This is a genomic window from Streptococcus sp. 1001283B150225_161107_H12 (genome assembly GCF_015552665.1).
GTDB lineage: Bacteria > Bacillota > Bacilli > Lactobacillales > Streptococcaceae > Streptococcus.
Genome location: NZ_JADNFC010000003.1, coordinates 84,489 through 102,688 on the forward strand (window position 1 = coordinate 84,489; position 18,200 = coordinate 102,688).

Annotated in this window: 22 protein-coding genes and 2 tRNA genes; 3 read left to right on the top strand and 21 right to left on the bottom strand. The window is 44.1% G+C overall.

Features of this window, described 5'->3' with window-relative positions:
• Positions 1 to 87: 87 nt before the first annotated feature.
• The 5 genes from I2C87_RS05615 to rsgA are packed head-to-tail and all read right to left on the bottom strand — an operon-like array spanning position 88 to position 4,461.
• Entirely contained in the window at positions 88 to 1,038 is a 951-nt protein-coding gene (locus I2C87_RS05615) for a 3'-5' exoribonuclease YhaM family protein (RefSeq protein WP_195324189.1), read from the bottom strand.
• Entirely contained in the window at positions 1,025 to 2,281 is a 1,257-nt protein-coding gene (locus I2C87_RS05620; protein WP_048789968.1) for a DNA recombination protein RmuC, read from the bottom strand. Before I2C87_RS05620 ends, I2C87_RS05615 begins: the two co-directional genes overlap by 14 nt.
• A gap of 1 nt (position 2,282) precedes the next feature.
• Positions 2,283 to 2,948 (bottom strand): thiamine diphosphokinase, encoded by a 666-nt coding sequence (locus tag I2C87_RS05625; protein WP_195324190.1) that lies wholly within the window; start codon positions 2,946 to 2,948, stop codon positions 2,283 to 2,285.
• Positions 2,908 to 3,567 (bottom strand): ribulose-phosphate 3-epimerase, encoded by a 660-nt coding sequence (gene rpe / locus I2C87_RS05630; RefSeq protein WP_023024510.1) that lies wholly within the window; start codon positions 3,565 to 3,567, stop codon positions 2,908 to 2,910. The genes I2C87_RS05625 and rpe overlap by 41 nt, the downstream gene beginning before the upstream one ends.
• Before the next feature lie 15 nt (positions 3,568 to 3,582).
• Positions 3,583 to 4,461, bottom strand: coding sequence for a ribosome small subunit-dependent GTPase A (gene rsgA / locus I2C87_RS05635; RefSeq protein ID WP_195324191.1), 879 nt, complete (start codon positions 4,459 to 4,461; stop codon positions 3,583 to 3,585).
• Positions 4,462 to 4,791: 330 nt separating this feature from the next.
• Between rsgA and I2C87_RS05640 the strand changes: the two genes are divergently transcribed.
• The 3 genes from I2C87_RS05640 to I2C87_RS05650 all read left to right on the top strand — a co-directional run bounded on the left by I2C87_RS05640 (position 4,792) and on the right by I2C87_RS05650 (position 6,006).
• Entirely contained in the window at positions 4,792 to 5,712 is a 921-nt protein-coding gene (locus tag I2C87_RS05640) for a CPBP family intramembrane glutamic endopeptidase (RefSeq protein ID WP_048715708.1), read from the top strand.
• A gap of 118 nt (positions 5,713 to 5,830) precedes the next feature.
• Positions 5,831 to 5,913: transfer RNA gene (locus I2C87_RS05645), tRNA-Leu, on the top strand.
• Positions 5,914 to 5,917: 4 nt separating this feature from the next.
• Positions 5,918 to 6,006: transfer RNA gene (locus I2C87_RS05650), tRNA-Ser, on the top strand.
• A gap of 46 nt (positions 6,007 to 6,052) precedes the next feature.
• Here I2C87_RS05650 and rsmA read toward each other — a convergent pair.
• The 16 genes from rsmA to gtfA all read right to left on the bottom strand — a co-directional run bounded on the left by rsmA (position 6,053) and on the right by gtfA (position 18,198).
• Positions 6,053 to 6,928, bottom strand: coding sequence for a 16S rRNA (adenine(1518)-N(6)/adenine(1519)-N(6))-dimethyltransferase RsmA (gene rsmA / locus I2C87_RS05655; RefSeq protein WP_048715706.1), 876 nt, complete (start codon positions 6,926 to 6,928; stop codon positions 6,053 to 6,055).
• A gap of 73 nt (positions 6,929 to 7,001) precedes the next feature.
• Positions 7,002 to 7,628, bottom strand: coding sequence for an immunity protein Imm33 domain-containing protein (locus I2C87_RS05660; protein ID WP_048715703.1), 627 nt, complete (start codon positions 7,626 to 7,628; stop codon positions 7,002 to 7,004).
• A 20-nt stretch (positions 7,629 to 7,648) separates the two neighbouring features.
• A complete protein-coding gene (rnmV, locus tag I2C87_RS05665) occupies positions 7,649 to 8,233 on the bottom strand; it encodes a ribonuclease M5 (protein ID WP_173018618.1) in 585 nt (194 codons plus the stop codon).
• Positions 8,205 to 8,975 (bottom strand): TatD family hydrolase, encoded by a 771-nt coding sequence (locus I2C87_RS05670; protein ID WP_048715699.1) that lies wholly within the window; start codon positions 8,973 to 8,975, stop codon positions 8,205 to 8,207. The genes rnmV and I2C87_RS05670 overlap by 29 nt, the downstream gene beginning before the upstream one ends.
• Before the next feature lie 122 nt (positions 8,976 to 9,097).
• Complete coding sequence (gene rpmH / locus I2C87_RS05675) at positions 9,098 to 9,232, bottom strand: 50S ribosomal protein L34 (protein ID WP_003003086.1); 135 nt, start codon at positions 9,230 to 9,232, stop codon at positions 9,098 to 9,100.
• 146 nt (positions 9,233 to 9,378) lie between these two features.
• Positions 9,379 to 10,023 (bottom strand): hypothetical protein, encoded by a 645-nt coding sequence (locus I2C87_RS05680; RefSeq protein ID WP_048715697.1) that lies wholly within the window; start codon positions 10,021 to 10,023, stop codon positions 9,379 to 9,381.
• 86 nt (positions 10,024 to 10,109) lie between these two features.
• The gene (gene jag, locus I2C87_RS05685) at positions 10,110 to 11,054 is read right to left on the bottom strand and encodes an RNA-binding cell elongation regulator Jag/EloR (protein WP_048715695.1); all 945 of its coding nucleotides are present in this window, start codon (positions 11,052 to 11,054) and stop codon (positions 10,110 to 10,112) included.
• A gap of 15 nt (positions 11,055 to 11,069) precedes the next feature.
• The gene (locus tag I2C87_RS05690) at positions 11,070 to 11,885 is read right to left on the bottom strand and encodes a YidC/Oxa1 family membrane protein insertase (RefSeq protein ID WP_048715693.1); all 816 of its coding nucleotides are present in this window, start codon (positions 11,883 to 11,885) and stop codon (positions 11,070 to 11,072) included.
• Between the two features lie 4 nt (positions 11,886 to 11,889).
• The gene (gene rnpA / locus I2C87_RS05695) at positions 11,890 to 12,231 is read right to left on the bottom strand and encodes a ribonuclease P protein component (protein ID WP_048690882.1); all 342 of its coding nucleotides are present in this window, start codon (positions 12,229 to 12,231) and stop codon (positions 11,890 to 11,892) included.
• 106 nt (positions 12,232 to 12,337) lie between these two features.
• Positions 12,338 to 13,033 (bottom strand): CPBP family intramembrane glutamic endopeptidase, encoded by a 696-nt coding sequence (locus tag I2C87_RS05700; protein ID WP_129822514.1) that lies wholly within the window; start codon positions 13,031 to 13,033, stop codon positions 12,338 to 12,340.
• Positions 13,034 to 13,143: 110 nt separating this feature from the next.
• A complete protein-coding gene (locus I2C87_RS05705; protein WP_129822515.1) occupies positions 13,144 to 14,061 on the bottom strand; it encodes a TDT family transporter in 918 nt (305 codons plus the stop codon).
• Positions 14,062 to 14,203: 142 nt separating this feature from the next.
• Positions 14,204 to 14,752, bottom strand: a complete 549-nt coding sequence (locus tag I2C87_RS05710; RefSeq protein WP_195324192.1) for a carboxymuconolactone decarboxylase family protein — start codon at positions 14,750 to 14,752, stop codon at positions 14,204 to 14,206.
• A 185-nt stretch (positions 14,753 to 14,937) separates the two neighbouring features.
• A complete protein-coding gene (gene asp5, locus I2C87_RS05715) occupies positions 14,938 to 15,162 on the bottom strand; it encodes an accessory Sec system protein Asp5 (protein ID WP_048715687.1) in 225 nt (74 codons plus the stop codon).
• 1 nt (position 15,163) lies between these two features.
• The gene (asp4, locus tag I2C87_RS05720; RefSeq protein WP_048715685.1) at positions 15,164 to 15,352 is read right to left on the bottom strand and encodes an accessory Sec system protein Asp4; all 189 of its coding nucleotides are present in this window, start codon (positions 15,350 to 15,352) and stop codon (positions 15,164 to 15,166) included.
• Positions 15,345 to 16,700, bottom strand: a complete 1,356-nt coding sequence (gene gtfB, locus I2C87_RS05725) for an accessory Sec system glycosylation chaperone GtfB (protein WP_048715683.1) — start codon at positions 16,698 to 16,700, stop codon at positions 15,345 to 15,347. Before gtfB ends, asp4 begins: the two co-directional genes overlap by 8 nt.
• Positions 16,684 to 18,198: an accessory Sec system glycosyltransferase GtfA gene (gtfA, locus tag I2C87_RS05730; protein ID WP_195324193.1), complete on the bottom strand. Its 1,515-nt coding sequence runs from the start codon at positions 18,196 to 18,198 to the stop codon at positions 16,684 to 16,686. Before gtfA ends, gtfB begins: the two co-directional genes overlap by 17 nt.
• Positions 18,199 to 18,200: the final 2 nt, after the last annotated feature.

Consider the following 18,200-nt stretch of genomic DNA (forward strand, 5'->3'; position numbering starts at 1 on the left):
CCAAAAAACGAACATTGTTAGTCTCACAACATTCGTTTTTGGTTTTTTTACTAACAAACTAAGAGCAGCTTATTTAAGGACAGTTCATTACGAATCTTTTAAATTTGGCTTATAGAAGGAGCGATTGTCCAAGGCAAAAATCTTATTGGTCATTTCACCAGGACCTACTAAAGCTAAGGCAGAAGTCATCATCATCATTTCTGCATCTAGGTTATCAATCATATGGATGATCTCGGCTTCCATGATTTTTGGACGAACCGGACTACCATATTCTAGTAGACCATGGTGACTCAAAATCACATGGCGCAACACAATCACATCTTCTTTTTGATCGTCAATCTTTAACTCTTGTAAGACCTTGGTAATTTCTTCATCGATTAGAGCGATGTGCCCGATGAGGTTCCCTCGAACTGTATACTCTGTATTTTCAGGCCCTGATAGCTCCAGTACCTTGGCAAGATCATGAAGCATGATACCGGCATAGAGGAGACTCTGGTTTAATTGAGGATACACCTGAGAGATGCTCTCAGCCAAACGAACCATAGTGGCTGTGTGATAAGCTAAGCCTGTCTCAAAAGCATGGTGGTTGGTTTTGGCCGCAGGATAAGAGTAGAACTCTTTGTCATACTTGCTGTATAGCGCCCGCACCACACGTTGCCAAACTGGATTTTCTATTTTGAAAATCATCCCCGATAGGTAGTCCTTCAAATCGACTGGATTTACTGGAGGCTTTTCCTTAAAATCTGCTGGATTTGATGGCTCCCCGCTTTGAGGCAACCGCAAGGTCAACTGATTGACCTGGGGCGTATTGTTGTAGACCTCCCGACGGCCACTCATATGAACCACACGCCCAGCCTGAAATTGCTCCACATTATGTGGCTGAGCATCCCACAATTTTCCTTCAATCGTGCCTGTCTCATCTTGGAAGACAAAGGCAAGATAGTTCTTTCCAGCACGTGTCTGACGAAGATCTGCTGACTTAATGAGGTAGAAACCTTCAAATAATTCGTCTTTTTTCATTTGATTAATTTTGACCATCATCTTCTCCAACTTCTAAATTCAATAGGCTTTCTATATCTAGATTCTCTGACGTTTCAATGTTTCGGAGTGTACGCTCGATAGCATTTGTTCTTCGGTTTAAGAGGTCATCAATGTTGCCAGAGGCATGCTTCAACTGCCGTTGGGTCTTTTCTAAAACACCTCCAAATTTTTGGAACTCCGTCTTGACGGATGCAAGGACCTTGCTAATATCATCTGCACTTCGTTGAATATTCAGGGTCTTAAATCCAACCGATAGTGAATTCAACAAAGCTGAAAGCGTACTTGGCCCCGCGACGACGATCTGCTCCTCTCTTCGGAGGCGATCAAAGAAGGCTGGGTCGCGGACCACTTCTGAATAGAGCCCTTCCGTCGGTAAAAAGAGAATCCCAAAATTAGTAGTGGCAGGCGGATAGAGGTATTTTTGATGAATGTCCTTGGCAAATTGTTTAATACTAGCCAATAGGAGTTTGCGACACCGTTCAATCTCCTCTTTCTCCCCACTTTCATAGGCTTCTTCCAGTCGGTAATAACCGTCCAGAGGAAACTTAGAGTCGATTGGCAGATAGACGTATTCCCCTCTGACCTGACCAGGCATCTTGATGGCATACTCGACGCGTTCGCTGGAATGGGGAACTGTTACAAACTCTCTTTCATATTGGGCGGGAGTTAGGATATCTTCGATGATCTGGCCGAGTTGGAGTTCTCCCATAATCCCACGGGTTTTGGTATTGGAGAGGACCTTATTGAGACTTCCCACATCTCTTGCGACCGTCTGCATTTCCCCAAGACCTTTATTGACCGACTCCAATTGTTTGGAGACCGTCTCAAAAGAGGTTTGGAGACGACTATGCAAGGTTTTTTCCAACTTTTCTTCGACCGTTTGACGCATCTGCTCCAACCGCAAATCATTGGAAGCTTGAATCTGTTGCATCCGCTCGTCCGTTTTGTCTCGGTTTTTAGTGAAATTCTCAGCAAGTTCTGCTCGTAAAGCAGTCGTTTGCTGATGCATTTCTGTCCGTAATTCCATAAGACGGTCACTGATCGCCATCTCTATCTGCTGGCCAGTGATTTGCTGAGCTTGTCGCTCTCTCTCAAATCGGTAATCCAGCTGATCCGAAAGATGATCTTCTTGGTCCTCCAGTAAGTCACGGACCTGTTTGTTATCAGCTGTCCGTTGCTGGTAGAGCAAGAAGAGCAAGACAAGATTTCCCACTCCTAATACAAAAAGGATTATTTCCATCTTATTTCCCATCCTTGCTATAAATGATAAGGGCGTAGCCTCGATCAACGGTTAAGGTAATCGGCTGATTGATAAACTCGTTGGACCCATAAATAGCCTTTTTAAAATAATTGGTCTGATTTAAGGGATACTTGGCTCCTTCAATCTGGATGGAAGCTCCCTCAACTGGCATAAAAGCTACATAGGTATAGCCTGCTATAGGCAGAATGGTATGTCGGCCTGCTGGACGATAGCAGAGATAATTTTGTTGGTCCATCAAGTAAAGTTGGGACATAAAGGGTGCAATCTCTGGATCGCTGGGCAAAAAAACGCTGGCCAAGTGGTGATCCAGGCGACCACCAAAGGCTCCAAAGATTAGAATGTCAGCTTGAGGCCAACGTTCTAACACTTCCTTAATCGCCAATTCCAGATCCGTATCATTTTTTTCTGCTACCGAAGTCCGTAATTCGTGAGCCGCAGATTGAATACTCTGGAATTCTTCTGGCTCGACAGAGTCAAAATCTCCAACTGCTAAAGAAAGTTCCAATCCTTGCTCTAATAGGAAAAGGCAACCTGCATCCACCCCGACATAAACATCTAAGTCTAGCGGAATGGTTTCCACTCGGCCTCCAGCTACAATCGCAGCCTTAGTCTTGGATGGCTGCTCGAAGGGTTTGAACTCGTTCATTCACATCTCCATTAAAAACATAGGAACCTGCTACAAAGACGTTTGCTCCTGCTTCTTTCGCAGCGTGAATCGTCTTATCATCAATTCCCCCATCGACTTCAATATCGAAATCCAATCCTTTTTCTTCACGCAATTGAACCAATTGACGAATCTTATCCATAGTTTCTGGCAGGAATGCTTGTCCACCAAATCCTGGGTTGACAGTCATGACAAGTACTTGATCTACCAAGTTCAAGATGTGTTGGATACTTTCAACAGGGGTTCCTGGATTGATGACCACACTTGGTTTGACCCCTGCCAAACGAATTTTTTGAAGGGCCCCATGGATGTGTGGAGTCGCTTCGACGTGAATGCTAATGATATCTGCCCCGGCACGCGCAAACTCTTCGATATGTTGCTCAGGATTGGTAACCATCAAGTGACAGTCAAACACTAGCTTGCTGTGAGGACGCATGCTAGCAACTACACCAGCACCAAAGCTGATATTAGGCACAAAGTGGCCGTCCATTACATCGATGTGGGCGTACTCTGCACCAGATGCTTCCAATTTCTTCAATTCACTTTCAAAATTTGCATAATCTGCACTCAAGATAGAAGGGGCTAATTTGTTTGTTTTCATATTCTTCAGGTCTCCTTATTTGGGTAATTTTTTCGATACTTTTTTGTAGGTTTCACGCCTATTTTCGATCTCGCTCAAAAACTGTAAGTAATTCTCATAGCGGAAGGAAGCTATGATCCCTTCCTCAACAGCGGGCTTGACGGCACAGGATGGTTCATGTGTGTGGGTACAAGTACGGAACTTGCAATCCTGGCTCACCTTGGCGATATCAGGAAAAGCATGATTGAGATCTTCCGCATTATCGACTTCATAATCTAGAGAGGAGAAGCCAGGAGTATCCGCAATTTTGCCCCCATTGAGATCATAAAAGCTGACAGCTCGCGTCGTATGGCGGCCGCGTCCAAGACTGTCGGAGATTTCTCCTGTCTCTAGTTCCAACTCCGGAGCCAAGGTATTCAAGAGGGTGGATTTCCCCACTCCTGTTTGGCCCATAAAGACCGTCACCTGATCCTTCAAGAGAGGCAAGAGCTCTTCCTTGTCCGTGACAAAGTCATAGCCCATTTTGCGATAGACTTCCTGGAAAGGAAGCATCTGAGCTGGATCTTCTAGTAAGTCCATTTTTGAAATATAGACAATCGGATGAATCACTTTTTGTTCCAATAGGACTAAAAAGCGGTCCAATAAATTAACATTAAAATCCGGCTCTTTGGCAGACATGATGACGACAGCCTGATCTATATTCACAATGGGTGGGCGAACTAAGCTATTCTTTCTTCGGAATATTTTTAAAATATAGCCTTCCGAATTTTCTTCAGCTGAAAATTCTACCTTATCTCCAACATAGGGAGTTTGTCCCTTTTTCCGGAAATTTCCTCGGGCGCGTGTTTGGTAAATTTCTCCCTCGCACTCCACATAATAAAAACCGGCCAAGGCTTTAACAATCGTTCCTTGCAACTAGCACTCCTTTAAAGTTAATACTACCATTATATCAAAAAATATACGATAGCGCTTACTGACTTGGGTAGGAAAAAAGAAGTTCATCCAGTTTTTTTGAGCAAGATGCAGACAAGGGGTTGTAAACGTTTTCAGATAGGTTTATAATAGAGGAGAAGGACATAATATATATGCCTATCGTGGGAAGTCCAAACTATTTTATAGAAAGGAAGTGACGGAGACTGATACATTTCTTGACGAAGCTACCTGATTAGTAATGAAAGAAGCCTTTTTTTGGTGCCTAATTTCTGACTTTCTTACTAATCCCTGCCAGTTATAAGGAGGTCCTTTATGAGTTTTTCATTTCTTTCCAAGAGTAACCCTCTCGTTTCTAATGTAAAGAAAGGGAAGTTTTTAACCCCTTGGTTTTTAGCTCCCTTTATTCTCTATTACATCACCCAGTACATGTCTCCGATCAGTACTGCTTCCACAAACTTCTTTTTGAACAAACAAAGTTGGATTCCCGACTGGTGGAATATTCTGGATCTTTTGTCCTTCCTCTACACCATCATTGCCTTCTTCCTCTGGGTGAAACTCATTGAAAAACGACCGATTCGAACCATGGGCTTTTCCAAAGGAAATGGTCTCTCCGAATTCGCTAAGGGTGTCTTGGTCGGTGCCATTATGATTACTACGGTCTTAATCGTCTTCTTCATCACTGGCGATGTCCGTTTCGATCGTATTCAATTTAGTCTTCCTTTCCTCGTATCTTGGATCTTGGTTCTGATTGGCTATATTTTTCAAACGGCAGCCGAAGAAATTTATATCCGTGGTTGGTTGATTCCGATTATTTCTTACCATAAGAATGCTTACTTAGCCATCCTCATTTCTTCTACCATGTTCTCCTACTTCCACTTGAACAACAACGGAGCTTCCTGGCTCTCAACAGTTCACCTCTTCGTTTTCGGTCTCTTCACAGCTGTCTATGCCTTGAAGAGAGGAAATATCTGGGGACCTTGTGGCTTCCACTTCGCTTGGAACTTCATCATGGGAAATGTCTACGGCTTCCATGTCAGCGGCTTTGATAGTGAATCCTCTCTGATGTACTTCACGACTTCAAACCGGACCTTTATCACAGGTGGTGAGTTTGGACCTGAAGGCGGGATCCCTGGCTTAGTCGTCTTTATCCTTGCTCTCTTATGGGCCATTTTCCTTCTCAAAGATACCTCTGCAGAACAAGAAGAACTCTACCCTCAACTGAGTTATGAATAAATAAAAAAAGAAAAGGCTGGATTTTCCCAGCCTCTTTCTTTTTCCTCAATAGGTTCGATAAAAAGAAACATGCTATTTTTTCTTGGCATTTCTTTTAAAAAGAGTATAATAGAACTATGCGGAGGTGGTGGAACGGCAGACACGCATGCTTCAGGCGCATGTGCCCCTTCGGGCGTGAGGGTTCAAATCCCTTTCTCCGCATCTTGGAAAGGTGGCCCAGCTCGGTACGGCACCGGACTCGAAATCCGGCAAGTGGATTTTCTTCACGCGCGGGTTCAAATCCCGTCCTTTCCTTCTACAACTGGAAAAGACATGAGCTTCATATCTCATGTCTTTTCTATTATTTGATCCCGGCTTCTAGAAGACCGTCTGCCAAGCGGGCGAAGTCTTCTAAGCTAAGGGCTTCTCCTCGTACAGAAGGTTGCAGGCCTGCAGCTTGGATCCCTGCTTCCAATTTGGCTTTGATTTCTTCGGTCTTGCCAAAGCGGCTGGTCAAGTTGTTCCAAAGCGTCTTGCGACGGTGGACAAAGCTAGCCTTGCTAACAGAGAAGAAGAAATCTTCATCCTTAACTGCCACTGCTGGCTCTGGGCGACGCACCATCTTGAGGATGGCAGAATCGACGTTTGGCGCTGGCACAAAGACGGTGCGAGGCACGATAAAGGCTACCTTAGCGGTCATATAGTATTGGACTGCAATGGACAAAGACCCGTAAGCCTTGGTATTAGGTTCGGCTGAAATGCGATCTGCCACCTCTTTTTGCATCATGACCACAAATTCTTGGAAAGGAATTTTAGACTCGATCAAGTGCATGAGGATGGGAGTCGTGATGTAATAAGGAAGGTTGGCCACTACCTTGATCGGAAGCTCTGGATTTTTGAACTCTGCGATGTACTGGTTGAGGTCTACCTTGAGGATGTCTTGGTTGACAACCGTGACATTGTCAAAATCCCGCAAGGTATCCGCTAAGATAGGAACCAAGCGGTCATCAATCTCAAAGGCCATCACTTCTGCGGCATTTTCTGCCAAAAACTCAGTGAGAGCTCCAATTCCAGGACCGATTTCGATGACATTGACCTGCTTATCAATCTCAGCAGTATCCACAATCTTTTGAAGGATGTTGGTATCAGTCAAGAAGTTCTGACCGAAGGATTTTTTAAAGGTAAAACCGTGACGCTCTAGCACTGCCTTTGTCACGCTATAATCTGCAATTCTCATTTTTTCTCTTTTCTAATCCTTTTAGTGTAAGAAATAATCACTCTATCTCTCTTGTGTTTCTCTACAAGCTAGCCTAACAGTCTTCCACAAAGGCATTCTGCTCCGCTTGGTAGACATAAGCTTCCCCGTTCTTATCTAAGACGGTTTCCAACAAGGGCTCTATTTCCAAGGCCTCTTCAAGACTGATAATGGTGATCTTAGATGGATCGTCCAAATCTTCCTGAGACTCAAAGCCTGTAAAGAATTGCCAACCACTATCTTGTGGATGATGAGGGACATCGTGAATCGCCCAATTAATCTCACGTCGTAGGAAGCAATCCTTGGTAATCATGGCCCCTTTTTGCGTATCAAGATTCAGAGGAGGAACCATCAGGCTTGCGATATGTTCCTGCGCAAAATCCAGCTCATCTCCAAGCTGGATGGAGGTAATATAAGCGGGTTGATTGGTTAAACGTCCTTTGAACTTCCCATCGCGGATTTCAGTGAGTTCGACCCACATACGCTCTGCTCGACACCCATTCTCCAAGACTGTATCCAGCACAAAGATGAGGCGAACCTGGTCCCCAAGCTTCAATTGGTTGATTTCTTCTTGACTTGGAATCAAAAAATGCCGTGGATTCTTTTGATGTTCTGCGTGAACATTCTCCAAAGAAAAGCCGATCACTTTTTTCTTATCTGTAAACAGGTCGAACAATCCCATCTTCTACCTCTATCTCTTTTTTAATAACTAGCCATCGTTTCTTCAACTTGTGCCAAACAAATCCCAAACAATTCCAAGCGTTTGAGCAGTTGTTTGCCATTGCAGTAGCCGATGCGCAAGGCTTCCCCTAAATATTCCCGTCGTTTGCGACTGTCACTGCCCATCAGCAGGCCGAGTCGCATCAGATCTGACTTGGTAATATCAAAGAAATGCTCATCTTCATAGGAGCCCACCAGTCCAGCAAGGGCTTTTTCTAAGTCTTCAAAGCTGGCATGCTCGACTCCCAAGGAACAGCCCTTGGTTTTTGATTTGGGCACTGCTTCGCCACGATTTAAAAAGGCATGCTTGGCCTGCGGAATTTCTTGCATGATGATCTTACGAATGCGCTCCCCATTGTAATCCGGATCCGTAAAAACTATGACTCCACGCAACTCCTGCAAGGTGGCAATTCGTTCTAGGTCATCCTGATTAATGGCGGATCCACGTGTCTCATAGGTATCCACCTCATAATAGCGTTTCAGATTGGCCGTATCGTCCTTGCCTTCAACAACAATCACTTCTGGTATTTTTCTTTTCTCAGTCAAGGCCAAATACCTTTCTCGCATTGTCATAGGTGGCTTGAGCTACTTCCTCTGTCGTCAAACCACGTAGTGTTGCAATATGATCCACTACATATCGGGTGTAGGCTGTTTTATTTTCCCGGCCTCGCTTAGGAACTGGTGCCAGATAAGGGGCATCTGTCTCAACCAAGATCTTATCGAGCGGAAGGCCAGTTGCCGCTTCTTGGACATCTGTTGCTTTCTTAAACGTGACCACTCCAGAAAAAGAGATCATCATTCCCAGATCCATGAAGCGCTTAGCTTCCTCTAAGCTTCCTGAGAAAGAATGCATGATCCCACCGCGCGGACCCACTCCTTCACTCTTGATAATGGCATAGGTATCTTCAAGAGCATCACGCGTATGCACTACAAAAGGCAAGTCCAAGTCCTTGGACAGTTGGATCTGACGACGAAAAACCTTTTCTTGAACGTCTTTTGGTGCTGTCATCCAGTGATAGTCCAGACCGATTTCTCCTAAGGCGACGACTTTAGGATGTTTCAACTGTTCCAGTAGGTAAGCCTCTACCTTAGGACTATAGTCTCCTGCCTCGGTAGGATGCCAACCAAGTGTGAGATAAACTTCCGGGTACTGGTCGGCCAAGGCTATTGCTCGTTCGATGGTTGGTTTGTCAAAGCCAACAACATTGTGGGCAAAGACTCCCAGCTCTTTAGCTAGTTCTAATTCCTCTTTTTCTCTCCCTGCAAACTCTTCAACGTTGAGGTGAGTATGGGTATCAAAAATTTGCATATGGATCCTTTTCTTCGATTTTTTCTCACTCTATTATAACAGAAAGCCTAGCTGAATACACTTTTGGCAAAACAAAAACCAGTAGTCTCGAGTTTCTACTGGTTTTTAGTTTTTTATCTGAATTACGCAGCCAAAACTTTGCGTCCTTTACGACGACGAGCTGCCAATACGCGACGACCGTTTTTAGTTGCCATACGGTGACGGAAACCATGTTTGCGCGCACGACGAAGTTTACTTGGTTGATAAGTACGTTTCACGATGAATACCTCCTCATAGATTTTGTATTCGTTTAGCCGGCTATAATGTGATCAGTTACTAAACATACTTTACTATTCTATCTGATTCACGTCTGTTTGTCAATAGCTATGAAAAATTTGTTGGGGCAGGTTCAATGATACCGCTTTTATTGGGCATCTCCTTCTATCCTTTGACGAGTCGCTTCATAGTAGGGAAGCAAGCTAGCCATTCCTTTTTTTAATTCCTCAAGAATGGCATCTCGACTCGTCGCTTGCGATAGATTGACATCGACTTTTACCAAGACCTTTCGGACCTGGCCAGTTTCCACACCTTTGAGAAGTCTCTGGCGATTGGCTTCTGTCCCTTGGAATCGTTGACTGACACCTTCTATTTGGGCGAAGTAATAGACTGGCGAAAAAACCGGAAGAGTTAAAACGCGGTTCTGCTTTTGTAGACTCTCCTCATCCTTCTTGCGTTCGATAAAACTTACTTCCAGGGACACACCAAAGTCCTTCGCATCTCCATAAAGTCGCAAGGCAAACATCGGATCCGCTATCTCTCCCTCTCCTTGGAGATAAGCCCAAAAATGAGGGCGAAGAATTTGAGCTTGATTCATCCACTGACTGGTCCGATCTTGTTTTAAATGCGGAAAGAGCTTCTGAAAATCGCTGACCAAGTGGGTGAATTCCTGCCGAGCTTCTTGCCCTAACTCGCGATACTCTACCATTCGCTCTGCATCCTCACCAGCTTTAGCAGGGGCTAGGTACTTGATCCCCTGACAATTCAAAAAGTCTCTCATCTTACTATACATTTTTGTCTTCCTTTCCCAAATAGAAAAGGAGAGAGCAAGCTTACACCCCTCTCTCCCTTTTGAAATTTTCCTTTTTAGACGGCAGATTAACCTTCAATATCGACGACAACGTAACGATTTGGTTCTTCTCCTTCAGAATAGCTGGTGACTCCATCCATTTTCGATACGATGCGGTGGATGATCTTGCGTTCACTATTAGACATTGGATCTGTATGTTGCGCTCGACCTTCTTCTAGAGCACGACTTGCCAATTTTTGCGCATAGCTTTGAAGGACTTCTGCACGGTGTTCAACATAATCATTAACGTTGATCGCAATGTAGAAATTCTTAGAATACTGATTGTAAAGGTAGTTCTGTGCCAACAATTGAAGGGCCTTGAGAACTTTCCCGTGGTAGCCAATGACACGACCTGGCTCATTGGTATCAATCTGCATATTGATAGTGCGACGATTGTAGCTGCTTGAGATGCTAGCTTCGACATCCATTTCATCAATAACAGTTTGAACATAGGAAGTGACATCAGAGACAACCTTTTCAATGTCATAGCTTTCTTCTACTTCAATGCCCAAGCCAGCAAAATCAGACGTTTGGCGTGACTCAGCTTCGTTAAGACTTGAATCGAGAATCTCTCCATGACCTTGTTCTTCAAGAATGGTTTCAGGAGCCTTCTCATGTTTGAGAATCTCAGCCTTCACTTCTTCAGAAACTTCTTGGCCTTCTTCTTCAACTTTCTTAATCGCTGCTACCACACGCCCCAAATCAACAGTCTCTTCACTGACACTCTTGACAGGTTCGTTTTGAGCATTAATTTCCTCAGGAACTCCCTTAACAGCTTGTTGATTGGCTTTTGTCACTGTAGTTTCTGCAATTGGTTCGATGTCTACCACAGCTGGCTTCTTACCAAAGAGACCGAGGAACCCTTTCTTTTCACGAGAAACGACAGTAATATGTGCTTTCATGCGCGGGATATCTAATTCTTTCAAACCATTTTGAATGGCTTCTTCAACATTGACTCCTGTATATTGGACCATCTGTCAAACTCCTTCTTAGTTTTTCTTTTTCTGTGCTTTGTTAAATGCACGTCGTTTTTGTTTTTCTAGATCTTTGATTGCCTGTTGCTCTGCTTCACGCGCCGCAATAATCTTAAATGGATTGTTCAATAGGTAAGTTTGCCCAACTTGGTAAGCATTGGAAACTACCCAGTAGAGAGCAACCCCGCTGGCTGAGTACATAGCGAAGAAGAAAATCATCACGGGCATCGCATACATCATGGCTGTCATTCCACCATTTTTTTCTGGCATGGCTTTGTTGCTCAACCAGGTGCTAAAGAAGGTGAAGACGGCTGCCAAAACTGGCAAAATAAAGGTTGGGTCTGTTGCGCTCATATCCAACCAAAGAAAATGACCGACTTTTAGGAATTCTACCCGACTCAAGGCTTGGAACAAGGCCATCAAGACTGGCATTTGTACAAGCAATGGCAAGAAGGCAGAGGAAGTCTTGACACCTTTTTCTTTGTAGAGGGCCCGCATTTCTTCTGACATGCGAGTGCGGCTTTCCAAATCCTTCCCAGGATACTTGGCCTGGATTTCTTTTACAAGTGGCTGAATCTCCTGCATTTTGCGCGAGGAGGTCATTTGGTATTGGAAAACTGGCAAGAGAATGGTCCGAATCAAGAGAGTGAAGAGGATAATCCCGACTCCGATGTTTCCCCCAATAGAAAGGAAACGAATGACTTCTGCAAAGAAGTAAACGAATTTTTCCCAAACTCCTGATGATTGGGAAGTCACTTCAGACGTTCCACAGGCTGTTAATAAAAGGAGGGCCCCTCCGAGTAAGCTAGCTACTTTTAGTTTCTTTTTCACGTAATTACCTTTCCTGACGATAGACTTGCGCTAATTTTAATACATGGACTAGATTTTTTTCGACCTGATCAAAATCCAGTTCTTCAACTCCCTTTCGAGCAATCACAACAAAATCATCTGCCACAAGATGATCCTGGTGCTTCATTAAAACATGACGAATCAAGCGCTTGATTCGGTTGCGTGTCACAGCATTTCCTAGTTTTTTACTCACGGATAAGCCGACACGGAAATGGGGCTGCTCTTGTGGCAAACGGTAGATGACAAATTTTCTATTTGCACAATTCTTGCCGCTTTTAAAAATGGCATTGAAATCTTTTTCTCGCTTGACACGATAGCTTTTTCTCAAACTCCCACTCCCTCTTTTAAATTTATTCTATTATACCATAATTTCAAAAAAAACCAACGACCTTCTGGCCCTTGGTTTGAAGCCTCCACCAGTGCCGTCACAACGACTAGGAGAAGAGATGCTGGATGGTTGATAAGATGATGGGTAAGCTATAAATGAAGTTCAGCCCGATATGAGCAAGGATAGGATAATACAAGGAGCCCGTCTTTTCATTCAATAATCCAAACATCAGGGCGGGGATGGTATAGATCAAAAAACTCAAAACAGTAAAAGGATGGTGAAGTAATTGAAGTCCACTATAGATAAGAGCTGGCGCCCATACACTTGCATAGAAGGGCCATTTTTTAAAATAGGCTTGGACGAGTGCTCCACGAAAGATCAATTCCACGGTCATCGGTCGGATGATGACCACTAGGACAAAAAGGATGAGAGAGCCTAAGGCTTCCAAGGTTACCGGAAAAGAGTGATAAATAGCTTGACGTCCTTTGGTGAACCCACTGAGAAAATAGTCCAGCCAGTAGATGGCACAGCTGGAGAATATAGTTGCGTAGATAGCGGGAAGGAATTGTTTCTTCTTCGCCCACTGAAAGACCGTACGTGGACTATACTTCTTTACCAATGAAAAAACAAGCATCAAATAACCTGCCTCTAAAAAGAGAAGGGTCCAAAAATAGCTAAGGGCTTGGCCGACTTGGTTGCTGACTAGTTGGGCCAACTCGCGAAATTGTGGCCGAACCAAGATATAGAAAACCAGTAGTAAAAGTGGATAAAAGAGCTTGGCCTTTGTCTTTATAAATTTCATACATTCCTTTCGAAGGAGATTAAAAATGATTTATTGCATCTTACCATAATCATTCCTAGGATTCAATTAGAAAGTAAACCAAAAAAGGTCGAGACAACCGTCTCTGACCTCTAGTTTCTATTGGAATACTCGTTCTCCCCTTTTCTGTAAGTCACAAAGCCTACAAGCACAGACACAAGAATGGCTAGACACAGAATGGTTTCTAACCAGACAAGGGGCCTTAACAGAGAACTGTGCAATAGGCCTTGGGCCATTTTCAGGGAAGTAGCTGTGATGACCGTTGGGAAGGTTAAGGCTGAAAAGGCTGGTTGAAAGCCCTCTTTTAACATCTTAGGCAGACGCGTTAAAACGAAGAAATAAAAAGCTTGCGAGAGTCCGACCATGATGGATAACAGCCAAACAGGTAGACTGGCTCCACCCACACGAACCAGGGCCGCTAACAGAAGAGAAAAGGGGGCACAATAGATGCCTTCTTGCCCTAATAAGTGGCTCGGTAAAGGGCTGGTTTTCAACCCCTGATAGATTAGTGGGTAAAGAATCAAGGTTAAGACAAAGCCAAATCCGAGAGTCAGATAGGCTAGCTCAACCACCCCTACCACTGGGTAGGTCAAGGCAGCAACAGCAATCCCCACATAAAGAACGGTCCAACTAGGGGTGGCATTGGCTCTCGGTTTTGCCAATATATGGGTCTTGGTAAAGTAGAAGATCAAGCCACAATCTAAGAGGAAAGCAGTCCACCAAACTGCCTGGGCGAGTCCTCCAAATGTCGGAAAGAGTCGTAAGAGATAAGTCGATAGAATCATCCCAGCCATGGGGAAGGTCGCCATCCCAGATAGAAGGGCCGGCTCTTGTAGTTCGATCTTGGTTTCTGACCAGTAAATCAGATGGTGACATAAAAAGAAAACCCATAGGATCAAACCCGTCAAACTGAAGAAATGAGCCAGAACTGGGAAGGTATCAGACAGAAGGTTTCCAGCCCCTGCTAAACCTAACAGGCAGCCTGAAAATGCTAAAGGAATCTTTTTCATCTTGATCTCCAATCATTTTATCGCTTTCAGTATACCATAAAAGAGAAGGAAGCATATCAAAAAAAGAAGTAGGTATAAAAGCTACTTCTCATTTCCTTATTGTTAAGCTCAACTCCATCATGTCACGCACAAGCTTTTTTGGTTACGCGTAGGGTTGCAATTCTGGGTTGATGGGTGTGTTGGCTAGGTTATTGGCATAGTTACAGAGGCTAGCTAGACTCACACCTAGCACCACATCCAAAGCATTTTGGTGACTATAACCTGCTTCCAAAAATTCAGCTAAGGCTTCATCTCCAACGCGCCCCTTGGTATTGATCACTGCTAGGGTGAATTTAGCCAAGGTGTCCAACTTCGGATCAGTTTCGATTGGAGTACGATTGCGAAGGGCTTGAAGAAGGTCATCGTTCATTTGGATTTGCTTGATCGAAAAGGCTGTATGACCTGCCACACAGAAGGCACAACCATTGGTCACCGCTGCAGTGATTTGGACCACTTCACGTTCAACTGGTGTCAAACTGTTGCGGCGGTTAATCGCACCGACTGTACAATAAGCTTCCAAAGCTGTCGGTGCATTTGCTAAAAGACCGATGAGATTCGGAATGTAGCCGTTATTATCTTTTTGGACGGTTTCAAGAACCTCTTTTACCTCTTCTGGTGCTGTCTCAACTGTATGAATCTGGAATGTTGTCATAAATGTACCTCTTTTTCTCTTGGTGACACTTAGTCTATCATAGAAATGGAAGCTTGAAAAATATATATTTCATATACCTTCCATAAAAAATAGTTATCACCAGGAAGAAAAGATTGAGACATGACGATCCCACTTCTGCTCCTATTCAAAGTCGCTACTTCAAGAAAAAGGTCCTTCCTACCCTTCTAAACCCGTGAAAGGAGCAGATAGATAAACAAGGTTAAAAAGAAGAGGACACTAACAATCAGCGTCGCTAGCTTGATCCCTCGACGGGCTAGCCAATAGCTTGGCTTCCCTAAGTTACTGGTCGCATCTGTTGACAGCGATTGTTGTTGACGAGGTTGAAACATCACCAACAAGATTAGACTAATCGATAGAAGAAAAATCAGTACCACAAATAGCATTTCCATCTTAGCCTCCAAACACTCGGAAAAGGGTGAGCAGCACCCCCAACAAGATAACGAGGCCGATGACGACATTTAAAGTCAGGTTGACGTTTTCTGAGCGCGTTGCTTTTTCTTTTTCTGCGGATCGTCGCTTCAGCGCATTCATCCGTCCTTCTACTTCTTTATAGAACAAGTCCTTCTTCTGATCAGGCATCTCTATTACCTATCCCTTCCTGGAATCTCGAACGGAACTCTTCCTGTTCGATTGCGTTAGATTGAGCAATTTGATTTGAAACTGCGTGTCGGTAGTTCTCTATTGATTGATAAACTTCTTTGATGCGTGCCACGAGTTCGTCTTTTTCTCCTTGCCTAAAGACATTTTCTTGAGCAAGATAAGGCGGGTCATGTAAGGTCTGCTCAAAGCCTAGGATCAGCTGTTGGTGCTCAAAGGCCTTACGAACAATGCCCTGTACCTCCCCAAAATGATTGATATCTAGATAGATACTGGACTGGTGAAGAAGCTCCTTGATCCGTTTCTGGCTAATATTCTGATACAAGACCAAATTGGGGTAGCGGACCAGAGACATGAGTTCCGGTGACATTTCTGTCACAGCAGCAATTCGGAAGGTCACATCCGGTAAGTGCTCTAACAAATAAGGCAAGGCTTCAATCTGATCTGAATTTGTTAATACAAAAGCATCCTTGCGAATATCGTCTTTGACAGCAAAATCATAGATATAACCAAGAGGGGCAAAACAATCCTTTTGCTCTGGTGATACCAACTCTAGGGCACGGCGATAGGTCTCCCTTTGAGGGATGAAAATCTTCTTCGTCCGTATCTCTGGACTATTGAGGATCAGTTGCATATTGCCTGGCAGACTATCCTGTAATGGCTCTTGCCAAACCAAGACATCCCGGCCTACCAGTCCCATTTTGCCAAGTTGCAAACTCAAAGCAAAAGACTGAGCCAGCGTATTAAAGAGCACTTGATCTAGAGCAAATCCTCGGTATTGGACATAAAAGACGTAGAAAGCTAGTCGATTTTTGAAAATCCGCATGGGCTCATGATCCAGCGTCAAAATCAGATCACCTGTTTGATGATTTTCTGTTAGGCGTTCCATCTCTTCTTCAAAGTAGGTGGTTAACAAGGGATTGCCCTGGCCATCACAAGTGGTCACCGCTATTTTTCGACCGTACTGATCATAGTGATCCACTGTGCTTACTTGTCCCTCTTGATGGAACCACTCTACCCGTTCGACGATTCGTTTATGAGTAGCATCTTGGTAATAGATGCGTGCTTTTTCTTGGCCGTAGTAGGAAATCCGTCCACCAGATGCATCACCAGTGATTTCCCAAAAATCAGGGACTAAAATTTCGTTAAAGAAACGCCCCCGTTTTTCACCTGTCGGTTGACCTAAAAAGTAAAGAAAGGGCGACTCTACTCCATCAGGTAAAAAGCCATTCGGTTCCAAGACGATCGTTGGATGCGTGTAACCTGCTCTTTGTAAAGAATAGAGCAGATCTTGGCTTTCACGCGAAAACCGATCAAATACGTTCAGCATGGGTCACCTCCTCAATCAATTGAGACCAAGCTTTTTCAACCTTACTGGTTAGAAAATCTTCTGCACGCGCATAAGATGCTTGACGCATGGATGGCATCTTTTGGCTCTGGTATAGCAAGCAGATCATTTCAGCAAAGGACCTCGCTATCCTGTCCACAACCTGGTCTGGTTCAGTCGGAAGCAGGTAGCCATTTTCCCCATCTCTAACAAAGTTCTGATTGCCATAAGGCACATCAAAGCCAATGATCGGAAGACCAGAACCAATCGCCTCCATCAAGGTCAGGCCAAAGCCTTCACTGGTAGAAGCCGAAAGGTAGACTTCATAATCTTTGTAAATATCGGTCAAGTCCCTATGGCCTTTGAGCTGGATATAGTCCGTCGCTCCTAACTCTTCAATCAGTGATTGCAACTTACCTTCCTCTCCGCCTTTTCCATAAATATCAAAAGAAAGGGACGGTAGCTCTTTTTTTGCTTCGACAACTGCTCGAACTAACCAGTCGATGTGTTTTTCTGTCGCCAGACGCGAAGCAGTCATCAGAGAAAAAGGTTTACGAGAGTCGTTTTGCGGTAGACTGGCGAGACTTCCTACCGGAATGGTGTAAATAACAGGAGCATGAGGGGTATATTTGGCGAACTGCGCTGCTAAAACTTCCTTTTGGCGATCGGTTGCGACAATAAAGAAGTCCACCTTGTCCGCATTAGTAAATTGGTAATCGTAATAATTGTTCCACAAAATATATTGATCATCGGTATGATTGACACTATAGTGCTCCGCATGGACCACGACTCCTAGACGAGCTTTTTGGGCCTCTTCAAAAATAGGTTGGCCGATGTCAGTCTCCCGATCCAAAATCACCAGATCTTGTTTGGTCAAGTTGAGACTTTGCATAAAGTAGCGAATCAATTCCTGCCGACCGAAGAGATAACGATCTGGAAAACGGTAAATCTCCTGACCATCTGCCAACTGCATCCGATAGGCCACACTTCCATCTTCATTGTAGAAACGTCGTTCAATCAAGTTGGCTTGATTATTTTTGGGGATAAAGTACTCTGTACAGTAGCGAGTATAGGAAAAATAGTCTTTTCTGACTAGAATCCCTCTGGAAACATACTCACAGCGCTCTACATAAGGACTCTTTTCGTCCCGAAGATAGCAGGTCAAAAAACTGTCTTGGTCTTCATAGAAATAGCGCTTCACCTTCCCCGTGGTCTCTTCTCGCGTTGGCTTCCCAGCGAACCCAGCCAGGACTTGATCCACCGTATAAGTGGTTGGCGCAATTTTGATATCCGTAAAATGGGTGTAGAACCATATGATTTCATGGTCTTTAAATCCAATATTCTCTGTTAGGTGTTGAATATTGTCTGCTAATATCATATCCATAAAAATAAATTTTGCAGGTTCTTGGATCTGTCTTAGCAACTTGGCCCGATAGGCTTGTGCATACTCGACGCCACTACTGGCCCATCCAATCCCAAGATTGATATTGTATACTGTCATAA